Here is an 11,636-nt window from a genome sequence, read left to right as displayed (position 1 = left end):
TTAAGTCTGCTGGTAATACACCATCAAACCATGAAACATCGTAGCCTTTGTAAATAGAATATACTTTGTTTTTATTAAAAAAAAGTTGTTTTTTAAAGTGTCGCGCATTGTCTTTACTATTGCAAATAATAGCATCAATTCTAGGGTTTAAATAGGTTTTGTATGCCGATGGATCGTGCCAATGGATGCTGGTAGATCCCATATACCCAATAATTTTTACTTTTTTATTTTTTTTAAATGCTATGCAGGTGTTGCTAGTATTGTTTCCTCCAAAGACATGAATGATGTCAATCTTGTTCTCTTCAACATACGATTGTAGCTGTTTTATAAAAGTAATATCTTTTTTCTGATGTGCTTTATTAATCACAAACGGAACATTTTTGTTTGCTAACAGTGTTGCAATTTCATCAGAAAATTTACCCATAATCGTTACGTTTATACCACGTTGATGCATTAGAATAAATTGCTTTAACTGTGCTTCGTACAAGGATAAATTTCCGTCGTAGTCGCCTATAGTTAGTAGTTTCATTAGCGATAGTATTTTTTTGATTCTTCCCAAAACACATCCATTTCTTCTAAAGACAGTTGGTTTAAATCTATTCCTTTTTTTAATGTCTGATCTTCTAAATATTCAAACCTATTTTTAAACTTTTGATTGGTTTTAGCCAAAGCGTTTTCGGGATTTACTTCTATAAATCTGGCGTAGTTTACCATAGAAAACAAAACATCACCAAATTCTGCTTCTATTCGCTCTTTATTTCCTTTTTTTATTTCTTCATTCAGTTCAGACAATTCTTCCTGAACTTTTTCCCAAACTTGTGCAGGTTCTTCCCAATCAAACCCTACAGCAGCAACTTTTTCTTGTATTCTTTGTGCTTTTACTAATGATGGTAATGAGTTAGGAACTCCTTGTAACACCGACTTATTCCCTTTTTCTTTTAGTTTTAATTGCTCCCAATTTTGTTTTACTTCTTCTTCATTAGCTACCTTCACATCACCGTAAATATGCGGGTGTCTATGAATTAGTTTTTCTGATATTGCTGTGGCTACATCTCCTATGTCAAAAGCTTTTTTTTCACTTCCTATTTTAGCATAGAAAGCAATGTGCAATAGCAAATCGCCCAATTCTTTTTTTATTTCCTCTAAATCGTTGGCAATAATGGCATCTGCCAATTCGTAAGTTTCTTCTATGGTAAGTTGTCTAAGTGATTCTAGGGTTTGTTTTTTGTCCCAAGGACATTGTTCCCTAAGTTCATCCATAATGGTTAACAATCGGTCTATAGCTGTTAATTGATCTTTTCTTGAGTTCATCATGTATCAATAAAAAAAGAGTTATAATTCCTTGTAAAACTAGAAATTATAACTCTCTTAAATGTAAAGATTGTAAAAAATTATTCAGCTGCGTTTTCTTGTTGTGCTTCTTCTAACTTTTTTAAATCTTCTTTAATGCTTTCAAAATCAAAATTAGCATGAACCAAAATGTTGTACCATTGCACTACTTTTTTAATGTTAGATACATATACTCTTTCTTCATCATACTCGGGTAAAACTTCGCTAAATAGCGATGTCAATTCAGCATTAGATGCTTTATGACTAATAGCTTCTTTACCTTCGTATTTTTCATGAATGTTTAAAAATACGTTTCCAAGTGCAACTTCGGTTTCGTAGGTATAAATTCCGATATCGCTTAGCACACTTACGTTTTGTGTGTTTTTTACTGGTGATTTTTTTCCATCAACCAAAGAAGTAGTTATAAACCCTCCTTTAGTTTGTCCTAAAATTTCATACAAACCAGGTTTACCTGAAATTGCAATAATTTTTGTTAAACTCATTTCTAGTTATTTTTATTATTTTCTTTTTGCGTTGAAATAACGCATTCTATAGTCCGCACCAATCTTTCCTTTGGATATATTTTCTAATTTTCGTTTGATCAATCTTTTTTTAAGAGAAGAGATTTTGTCTGTAAACAACACCCCCTCAATATGGTCGTATTCGTGTTGAAAAACTCTTGCAGCCAAACCTGTAAGGATTTCTTTTTTAGACTCAAAGTTTTCGTTTTGATAAGTAATGTGAACCGTTTCTTGTCTATATACATCTTCTCTTACCTCAGGAATGCTTAAACAACCTTCTTCAAAAGGCCATTCATCTCCTTCTTCTTTTACTATTTTAGGATTGATGAACACTTTTCTGAAATTCGACAATACTTCTTTTTCTTCAGGAGTATTTTCCTCATCTTCTGCAAAAGGAGTTGCATCTATCACAAACAAACGAATCGATTTTCCTATTTGAGGAGCAGCCAAGCCAACACCATGAGCATTTTCCATAGTTTCCCACATATTGGCAATTAATTTAGGTAATTCTGGATAGTTTTTGTCTATTTCTACTCCCACTTTCCTCAAAACAGGGTCTCCGTAAGCAACAATCGGTAAAATCATAAGTTGATAGCTAAAATTTTGTGCAAAAGTACAAATTCACAATGAACAAAATGCAATTAACAATATGCAATTAGGGTTTTTATTAGTTTGGTAGTTGTTGTTTGGTAATTATTATATTGTAAAATGTAAAAAGTATTGGTTAAGATGTAAAAGGTAGATCGTAATAATAGCTAACACTAAAGGACCAATACGTATGGGCTAGTAACCATATTTTTTTAAATACCACTTTATGGTTTTTTTTATGCCAGTTTCAAAGTTTTCTTGGGCTTTCCAGCCTAATTGAGTTTCTATTTTGGTTGCATCTATCGCGTAGCGTCTATCATGGCCTGCTCTGTCTTTTACATACGTTATTTGCTCTAGATAACTTCCTGTTTTTTTGGGGGAATATGTATCTAATAACAAGCAAATTTTTTGTGCAATGTAATTGTTATCTCGTTCGTTTTTTCCGCCAATATTGTACACTTCACCTGCTTTTCCTTTATGGTATGCCAAATCAATTCCTGTACAATGGTCTTTTACATACAACCAATCTCTAATGTTTTTTCCATCTCCGTAAATAGGAATTGGAGCCCCTGTTAATGCTTTTCTAATTACTGTTGGAATAAGTTTTTCGTCGTGCTGCTGAGGGCCGTAATTGTTAGAGCAGTTGGTTATTACTGTATTTAAGCCATAAGTATGATGGTAACTTCTTACCAACAAATCACTGCTGGCTTTTGAGGCACTGTATGGCGAATTGGGAGCATAAGGTGTTGTTTCTGTAAACAAACCTGTAGCTTCTAAGGAGCCGTACACTTCGTCTGTTGAAATGTGCAAAAAACGAGCATCTTTGTAGTTGGTTTTGTAAGTAAAAGGTTGTTCCATCCAATGTTTATATGCTACATCGAGTAAGGTAAATGTTCCGTTTACATTGGTTTGTATAAACACATCTGGGTTGGCAATGGAGTTGTCTACATGAGATTCTGCCGCAAAGTGAATTACTCCGTTTATAGAATAAGTGTCAAACAAAGAAGTTAAAAGCGCTCGGTCTATAATATCTCCTTTTACAAATAAGTGTCTAGGATGTTGTGCTACTTCTTTTAAATTGTCTAAGCTACCCGCATAAGTCAAACTGTCCAAGCTGATGAGCTGGTAGTTCTTGTGTTGTTCTAAAAAATAAGAAACAAAATTAGAACCTATAAATCCTGCAGTTCCGGTTAGTAAAATGGTTTTCATGTGCTTAGTTTTTTTAAACAAACAGTTAAGGCTGTTTTCCAATGAGGAATCTTAAGGTCGAAATCTGTAATTATTTTTGACTTGTCTAAAACAGTAAACAAAGGTCTTTGTGCAGCCGTTGGGTAGTTTGCAGTAGCAATCGGTTTTACACGGCAAGAATTATGGGCTTGCTTAAAGATCTCTTTAGCAAATTCAAACCAACTTGCACTCCCCATATGCGTATAATGATAAATTGCTGTGTTTGTATTTTTAATTTTGGGCAAGAGATCTAGTAGCATTTGTGCCAAATCCCCAGCATAGGTAGGGGTTCCTATTTGGTCGCAAACAATTTTTAACTCTTGATTTTTTTCAGACAAGCGGAGCATGCTTTTTACAAAATTATTTCCTGCAGATGAGTATACCCAAGCTGTTCTAATAATAATGCAATTTTTGGGATTGATGTCTAGTAAATACTGTTCCCCTATTTGTTTAGACTTGCCGTATATATTAATGGGATGAGTACTTTCATTTTCTTTATAAGGTTCTTTTTTTTGTCCATCAAATACATAATCTGTAGAAAGGTGCGTAAGCTGAATGTTCATTTTTTTTGCTATCAAGCCTAAGTTTTTTACCGCTGTAGCATTCACTAAATAGCAAATTTCTTTTTCTGATTCGGCTCTGTCTACTTTGGTGTATGCAGCACAGTTAATGATATTTTCTATTTGATGTTCTTGACAAAAAGCTGCTATTTGTTCAGGGTAACAAATATCTACTTCTTTACGGGTTGTAAAATAAAAACGATGCTGTGGATAGTTTGATGCAAGCCACTTTAGCTCGCAACCCAGTTGACCATCACTTCCTGTAATAAGAATATTACTCATAATAATTCAAATCATAATCAAACAAAGTTGCCTGATCAAAATGGGGGTTTTGGGTGTCTTTATCAGACAAGATAAATTCATTACTTGGCAATTGCCAATCAATGGCTAGCTTAGCATCGTTGTAAGCAATGCCTCTTTCGTGTTCAAAACTATAAGGAGCATCTATTTTATAACTAAAAATAGCAGTATCGCTTAGGGTAATATACCCATGAGCAAATCCTTTAGGGATTAGTAGTTGTTTTTTATTTTCGGCCGATAGTTCTACAGCAATGTGCTGACCAAATGTTGGAGAACCCTTTCTAATGTCTACCGCAATATCCAAAACATTGCCGTGTACTACACGTACCAGTTTGGTTTGTGCATATTCGCCTATTTGATAATGCAAGCCTCTTAATACACCTTTTTTTGAGCTGGCCTCATTGTCTTGACAAAAAGAAATAGAATGTCCTAAAAAATCATTCAGGCTTGCTTGTTTAAAGGCTTCCATAAAATACCCTCTGTGATCTCCAAAAACTCTAGGTTCACATACAATAATATCAGGTATTTGGGTTCTTGAATACTTCATTTATTTTAGTGCTTTTCTAATCAAATACTGACCGTATTCATTTTTTTTCATGGCTGTGCCCAAAGCTAATAATTGTTCTTTGTTTATGTAGCCTTTTTCAAAAGCAATTTCTTCAATACAAGCTACTTTAAGGCCCTGTCTTTTTTCTAAAGTATGTATAAAATTGCTAGCTTCTAGCATAGATTCGCAAGTTCCTGTGTCTAACCATGCGTAACCTCTGCCCATAGTTTCTACGTGCAATTGTTTTTTGTCTAGGTAAATTTGGTTTACCGTAGTAATTTCTAATTCTCCTCTGTTACTTGGCTCAATTTTTTCGGCAATTTTCACAACATCATTGGTATAAAAATACAAACCAGAAACAGCATAGTTGCTCTTAGGTTTTTTGGGCTTTTCTTCTATACTAAGGGCATTTCCATCGGTATCAAAAGCAACCACTCCATAGCGTTGAGGGTTGTTTATATAATAACCAAATATGGTGGCTTTTTGTTCTTGTTTTACTCGCTGAATAGCATCTTTTAGCAAATGGGTAAATCCTTGACCATAAAAAATATTGTCTCCCAATATTAAAGCAACATCGTCATTGCCTATAAAATCTTTACCAATTATAAAAGCCTGTGCCAAGCCTTCGGGTTGTGGTTGTATAGCATAACTAATAGAAATTCCTAACTGGCTTCCGTCACTTAATAAATTTTGAAAACGAACTTGGTCTTCAGGGGTGGTAATGATAAGAATTTCTTTAATACCTGCCAGTAACAAAACCGATAAAGGATAGTAAATCATCGGTTTGTCGTAAATAGCCAATAATTGCTTGCTGGTGGCTTTGGTTAAAGGATACAATCGTGTTCCAGAACCCCCAGCCAAAATAATTCCTTTCATAAATGAATGCTTATGGGGTGAAGATACTCAATTTTCTTCTAAGCTTACAAAGTGTTTAGGTACTCTTGTAAAATGATCGTGGCACTTATTTTATCTATTAAACCTTTGTTTTGTCTTTTCTTTTTGCTGATGCCACTTGCAAGCATGGTGTTAAAAGCCATTTTGGATGTAAAACGTTCATCAAAACGTTGAATAGGGATGTGGTAAGTACTGTCTAATTTTTTGATGAATTCTTGTATGTGAATTTCACTTTCGCTAAACGATCCATCCATTTGTTTAGGTTCTCCTACTACAAAAAGTTCAACCGTATTGTTTTGTAAATACTCATTTAAATACCTGAAAATATCTTTGGTAGCTACTGTATCTAATCCAAAAGCCATCATTTTTAAGTCGTCGGTTTCTGCAAGTCCAATACGAACGGTTCCGTAATCTATTCCGATGATTTTAGGCATATAATGAGTTTAAAGTTCTGTAAATAATTGATCTATTTTTTTGCTACAATTCTCCCATGTATGTTCCATTACAGTAGCTCTTACATTGGTTTTAGTATCTTTAGCAGCCTGTTCAATTAAGCGCATAACAGTTGAGTAATCGGCATCTACATCAAACAAAAAACCGTTTTCACCATGGCTTATGATATCTGGACAAAATCCAGTTTTTGAAGCAACTGGAATACAGTTAGACAACATGGCTTCTAACACAGGTACTGGGCCACCTTCTAATGTTGATGGTGATACAAATACATCTATTTGGTGGTAGTAATCAGGATAGTTTTCGTAAGGTTGATTGTTATAATAAGTAAAATTGCTAAAGCGAATTAATTTTTCGTATTTTTCGTATTTTTCCCAGTTTTTACCAATGAGAAAAAAGTGCATATGAGGCATGTTTTTTACCAACTGATAAACCATCTCAGGATTTTTTCGATCTCCAAAAGCACTGCAAAAACCAACGGTTTGGGAGTTTCGCATATGACTTGTAAAAGTACTGGCAGATGAAGCAATATGCAATACTTCGATTTTAGATGCTTCCAAACCATCAGTGATGAGTTGTTTTTTTACTTCAGAGTTTAAGCAAATCACTTTGTCTACTATGTTTAAACACCAAATAATGTGTGTTTTAGAATATGAGGAAGTCCAATTTGTATGGGTGAACATCACAATAATTTTCTTTTTCAAGATAAATGGATTATGACGTAAAGCACGACAAAAATATTGAGGAAAAATAAAAAAGTATCCATCGGATACAGGTAAATTTCTAAGTTTATTATGATAATAAGCCTTTGCATTTAGTGTGGAAAATTGAGATAACCTTCTGACTTTGGCTCCAAAAATCCATTGTTGGTCAACCTCTCTAGCTACATAAGTAATTGTGTTAACAGATTTAGTAACGGGTATTTTATTAAGCTTACTTTTTAGAAATGCCAGAATATATTTCCATTTGTAAAGAAAGTTGAAAATAAGTAGTTCTTTAAACATGCTAGTCTTTTTTTATTCCAAAAGGAGTAAAGTTTACGTTCTTACTACGTGTATTTCTTCGGATGTTGTTGTTAATTTCCCAGCTTTCTTTGTTCATATAGCCTCTGGGGTGATCTAGGTGAATAACAATAGCACTGTAGCGAATTTGCTTAGACTTAATTCCTAAGTTTATCAATCGTTCTCCTAATTCTCGATCTTGTCCCCCATATTGCATGCGTTCATCAAAACCATTCACTGCTAAAATATCTTTTTTCCAACCAGATGCATTGTGACCGTTCCACGTGGCTTTAGTGGGAGTAATCCAATTTAAAAAAGTCGCTTTTTTTCCAAAAGAATTCAGTTTGTTGTTTTTAAATGTTTTTTTTAAACCATTTTGTAATAGCCAATTCAAATTAAAACAAGTTTGATTTTTTATCAATTCTTCGTCTATTTTTTCTGAAATAGGCATGGTTAATTTATAATAGCCTCCTGATAAAAAACACCCAGGTTCTCGATATTTTTCATGTACAGCAATAAAGTCTTTTCTAGGAATACAATCACCATCAGACATAATAATATAGTCTGTGTTACAGGCCAGAATTGCTTTGTTTAAAATTTGCGATTTTTGAAAACCATTGTCTTCATGCCAAACATGTGTAATGGGATAATTGGCAGGAAAGGCTTCAATCATGTCTTTAGTATCTTGTCTAGAACCGTCATCGGCTATTACCATTTCAAAATTTTGTAAGGTTTGTTGATTGTAGCCTATCATCACTTTCTTAAGCCATTCTTTAGAGTTGTAAGTGCTGATAATAACAGAAATAGATTTCTCAGACATGTAGTAGATTAATTTTATTTTCAGCAAAAATAAAAGGATTGAAGCAATTAATGGTATTAAATTGTAATTTAGATGTTACTAAACTTAAAAACAACACCAAAGACTAAACTAAAACATGAAAATATGTATAACACGAACTAAAAAATCATCGTATTCTGAAACCTTTATCAAAGACCAAATAGCTTTGTTTTCTGATTTTTCTGAAGTTTACCCTGTTCATACAGGTAGATTTCCTGAAAGGTGTGAAAACAATACATTGTTAAGCCCTTATTTATTTTGGTTATTACACAAAACATTTAAAATAATTGTGGGTAGAAACAATAGCTTTAGTAATTATGGTATGAAAAAGTACCTAAAGGAAAATAAGATTGATGTGGTTCTTTGCAATTACGGAACCACAGGTTCTCATATGGTACCCATTTGCAAAGCATTAAATATTCCTCTCCTAGTTATATTTCACGGACATGATGCTACAGAAAATAAAATCATTAATCAATACAGAACAAAATATCAAAAACTATTTGTATACGCTTCTTATTTAATAGCAGTCTCCGAAGAAATTAAAGTAAAATTGATTAGCTATGGAGCACCAGCTGATAAGATAGTCGTCATTCCTTGCGGAGTAGATATAGCCAAATTCAGACCGAATGAAACAAGTAAGAAAGAAAATCAATTTTTGGCAGTAGGAAGGTTTGCTGTTAAAAAAGGACCTTTGCACACCATTAAAGCATTTTATCAAGTAGTACGTAAATATCCAGAAGCAAAACTAATAATGGCAGGATCTAAAGGAGGTTTGTATTCCGAGTGTGAAGCACTTGTAAAAGAATTAAACCTTACAGAATCTGTATCTTTTACAGGGATTTTAAGCCCCAAAGAGATTGCTTTATTAATGCAAACATCGATAGCTTTTGTGCAACATTCTATAACAGCACCTAATGGTGATATGGAAGGAACTCCTGTAAGTATTATGGAGGCCAGTGCATCCCAATTACCAGTAATTAGCACGGAACACGGGGGAATTAAAGATGCTGTAGTACACAATAAAACAGGTTTCTTAGTGGCTGAAGAAGATGTTGATGGAATGGCTAGTTACATGTTAAGATTGTATGAAAATAGAGAAGAGGCAAAAACAATGGGAATTGCTGCAAGACAACACATAGAACATTTCTATTTACAGAGTAAACAAATAGAAAAAATTAAAGTTTTGGCAGAATCTACGCTTCTATAGACTTATTTTTTTTGATTATGAATTAGCTTTTTTTGAGTGTTTTTTAACATTTTCTTGTTTTTAATTTAAAGTTGTTGTGTACTTTTGCCTTTTTTTAAGAGAGAAAAATTGCAAGAATTCCAACAGAAACATAAAATTTGCTTTTTTACAAGCAACCTTTTTTTGTTTTTGCATCTATGATGTAGTTAATAGGCAAACTTTGTATAAAAAAGAGAGTCTAATAAGTTATAGTTTGGTAAAGGACTTAGAACAAAACAGAAAAGCATGAAAGCTAATTTTATAACTGTATTTATACCTACCTATAATAGGGAAAAGTATTTACCAAGACTTTTTGATAGTCTTGAACAACAGGCAGTTAGGAATTTTGATGTGTTAGTTGTAGACGATGGTTCTACAGATAATACAGAGAACTTGGTGCAGACTTATGTAAAAACAGCATCTTTTCCTGTTCGTTATTACAAAAAAAAGAACGGAAGAAAACCCAGCGCATATAACTATTGTATTCCCTTTATTAAAGGAACTCTTACTTTTGAACTAGACTCTGATGACTACGTCACTCCAGATGCTTTAGAAATTATAGAAAACAAATGGAAAACATATCAAAAAGAAAATAAGAAGTTGGTGGCCATGCGTTTTTTAGCAAATTACCATCATAACAAATCTTTAATTGGAGATAAATTTCCAGATGATTTACGTTTTACAAATACCTATGATATTCGTTACAAACATAAAGTTAGGGGCGATAAGGCCTTAGTTTTTTTAACCAAAGAGCTCCAAAAAAATAAGTTCCCTAGTGTGTTTGGCGAAAACCAACGCATGAGCATCTTATATAATAGAATTGGTTGCAAGGGAGTGGTAGGTGTATGTAACTTGATGATTATGACCAAAGAATATTTGGAAGGAGGAATAACATCTTGTATTAACAATGAAAAACGATTGTTTAAGTATCCTGTATCAAATGCCATATATTATAACGAGTTGAATCATTTTTCGTTAAGTCCTATTCACTATATCAAACATAATGCACAGTACGCAAAGTTTGAGTTCTATAATGGGAAAAAATGGTTTGATATCTACCAACGAGCTATCAATAAAAAAAGAGCACTAATTTTGCCTTCGATTGCGTTAGGTTACATAAAGTTTACCAAGCGTAAGCTTATGAGCAAATAAAGTTAACGTAATTTTGTTGAGAAGTACCCAACTCGTAATCTACTTTTACGGGGTTAGGAGCAAGAGTTAATAAAAAGTGTTTTAGATTTTGTAGATTGTAAAAAAGAGCTTTGTCTTTAAAGTCTTCATGCTTATAAAAACCATGCTCTAACAACAAGGTTTTGCCAAAGCCCATGGCCAAGTTATGAGTGCCACTTTGCTTGCTGCTTACATAATCTTTGTAAAACATTACGTTTGGATGTATGCAAGACATAACATAATCACTTTGGGTAAGGTACGCATTAAACTTAGGTTGACTAACGTGCTGATCAAAAGTAACTATCCAAGTTTTTTCTTGTAATCTGTTAGATAAGTCTGCATCTTTTTGAGTGCTTTTTTTACCCAGCAAAATAAATTTAAGAGGATGATTTACAGGCAAATTTAAATCCAGTAAAAACGAATAATCTCTACGTCTACTATCAATACCTCCAGGGATACAAATCCATATTTCATTTTTAGGTTTGTAAATGGTTTCGTTTGTTTTTGGATAGTGAATACTGTAATAATAATGAGTTTTATGTTGTAAGTTTTTAGGAATTGCTGTTACCAGTGCCTTACTTAGAACCAATATCTTGTGTAGTTTTAATCCTATTTTTTGTTGTGTTTTATGCGTATAAAAGCGTTGTACGTTGTGTACACAACCAATCAATTCTGTTCTTTTAGGGTAAGGCATTAAAATTAATTTCCATGCTTTTTTTTCGGCAGTATTAAAAATTATTTTATCAAAACTACCACGATATAAAAACCACCAAACGCCCATTTTGCTGTTAAAATCTGCTTTTTTTTTGCTAAAATCTACATATAGTTTTTTAAATGAAGGATTTAGCTGTTCTAAATCTTTTTTTAGTTTGCTATGTGCAATAACAGTTATCTGCTGTGCTTTATTCTCTAGGCTTTTTACTTGCGAATAAATACACTCTCCGTGCCAGTCATTAATTTCTACGATTGCAATTTTCATG

14 protein-coding genes are annotated in these 11,636 nt (G+C 33.2%); 2 read left to right on the top strand and 12 right to left on the bottom strand.

The window, feature by feature from the left end; genetic code table 11:
- The 11 genes from FS85_RS0114250 to FS85_RS0114200 form a co-directional block, all read right to left on the bottom strand.
- On the bottom strand, positions 1-529 hold a 529-nt coding region (locus FS85_RS0114250), incomplete at its 3' end, for a glycosyltransferase family 4 protein (RefSeq protein ID WP_010137050.1).
- A complete protein-coding gene (gene mazG / locus FS85_RS0114245) occupies positions 529-1,311 on the bottom strand; it encodes a nucleoside triphosphate pyrophosphohydrolase (RefSeq protein ID WP_010137049.1) in 783 nt (260 codons plus the stop codon). The genes mazG and FS85_RS0114250, both read right to left, overlap by 1 nt.
- Positions 1,312-1,391: 80 nt before the next feature.
- Entirely contained in the window at positions 1,392-1,832 is a 441-nt protein-coding gene (locus FS85_RS0114240; protein WP_010137048.1) for a DUF5606 family protein, read from the bottom strand.
- 15 nt (positions 1,833-1,847) lie between these two features.
- Positions 1,848-2,435 (bottom strand): peptide deformylase, encoded by a 588-nt coding sequence (def, locus tag FS85_RS0114235; RefSeq protein ID WP_010137047.1) that lies wholly within the window; start codon positions 2,433-2,435, stop codon positions 1,848-1,850.
- 198 nt (positions 2,436-2,633) lie between these two features.
- Positions 2,634-3,647 carry a dTDP-glucose 4,6-dehydratase gene (rfbB, locus tag FS85_RS0114230; protein ID WP_010137046.1) on the bottom strand — a complete coding sequence of 338 codons (1,014 nt, stop codon included), beginning with the start codon at positions 3,645-3,647 and terminating at the stop codon, positions 2,634-2,636.
- Positions 3,644-4,507, bottom strand: coding sequence for a dTDP-4-dehydrorhamnose reductase (rfbD, locus tag FS85_RS0114225; RefSeq protein ID WP_010137045.1), 864 nt, complete (start codon positions 4,505-4,507; stop codon positions 3,644-3,646). Before rfbD ends, rfbB begins: the two co-directional genes overlap by 4 nt.
- The gene (gene rfbC, locus FS85_RS0114220; RefSeq protein WP_010137044.1) at positions 4,500-5,072 is read right to left on the bottom strand and encodes a dTDP-4-dehydrorhamnose 3,5-epimerase; all 573 of its coding nucleotides are present in this window, start codon (positions 5,070-5,072) and stop codon (positions 4,500-4,502) included. The genes rfbD and rfbC overlap by 8 nt, the downstream gene beginning before the upstream one ends.
- Positions 5,073-5,948, bottom strand: a complete 876-nt coding sequence (gene rfbA / locus FS85_RS0114215; protein WP_010137043.1) for a glucose-1-phosphate thymidylyltransferase RfbA — start codon at positions 5,946-5,948, stop codon at positions 5,073-5,075.
- Between the two features lie 44 nt (positions 5,949-5,992).
- Positions 5,993-6,400: a Holliday junction resolvase RuvX gene (ruvX, locus tag FS85_RS0114210; RefSeq protein WP_010137042.1), complete on the bottom strand. Its 408-nt coding sequence runs from the start codon at positions 6,398-6,400 to the stop codon at positions 5,993-5,995.
- Between the two features lie 9 nt (positions 6,401-6,409).
- Positions 6,410-7,423 (bottom strand): glycosyltransferase family 4 protein, encoded by a 1,014-nt coding sequence (locus FS85_RS0114205; protein WP_010137041.1) that lies wholly within the window; start codon positions 7,421-7,423, stop codon positions 6,410-6,412.
- Between the two features lies 1 nt (position 7,424).
- Positions 7,425-8,240 carry a glycosyltransferase family 2 protein gene (locus tag FS85_RS0114200; protein WP_010137040.1) on the bottom strand — a complete coding sequence of 272 codons (816 nt, stop codon included), beginning with the start codon at positions 8,238-8,240 and terminating at the stop codon, positions 7,425-7,427.
- 115 nt (positions 8,241-8,355) lie between these two features.
- Between FS85_RS0114200 and FS85_RS15860 the strand changes: the two genes are divergently transcribed.
- On the top strand, positions 8,356-9,468 hold the full coding sequence (locus FS85_RS15860) for a glycosyltransferase (RefSeq protein WP_010137039.1): 1,113 nt from the start codon (positions 8,356-8,358) through the stop codon (positions 9,466-9,468).
- A 264-nt stretch (positions 9,469-9,732) separates the two neighbouring features.
- Positions 9,733-10,638 carry a glycosyltransferase family A protein gene (locus FS85_RS15855; protein WP_010137038.1) on the top strand — a complete coding sequence of 302 codons (906 nt, stop codon included), beginning with the start codon at positions 9,733-9,735 and terminating at the stop codon, positions 10,636-10,638.
- On the opposite strand, the gene FS85_RS0114180 is transcribed toward FS85_RS15855, so the two are convergent.
- Positions 10,625-11,635 (bottom strand): hypothetical protein, encoded by a 1,011-nt coding sequence (locus FS85_RS0114180; RefSeq protein ID WP_139062229.1) that lies wholly within the window; start codon positions 11,633-11,635, stop codon positions 10,625-10,627. The two genes, FS85_RS15855 and FS85_RS0114180, sit on opposite strands and share 14 nt — an antisense overlap.
- Position 11,636 lies beyond the last annotated feature (1 nt).

The organism is Ochrovirga pacifica (assembly GCF_000220525.1).
Taxonomy (GTDB): Bacteria; Bacteroidota; Bacteroidia; order Flavobacteriales; family Flavobacteriaceae; genus Ochrovirga; species Ochrovirga pacifica.
Note: the sequence above shows the minus strand (reverse complement) of the source record. Positions and strands in the feature narration are given on the sequence as shown.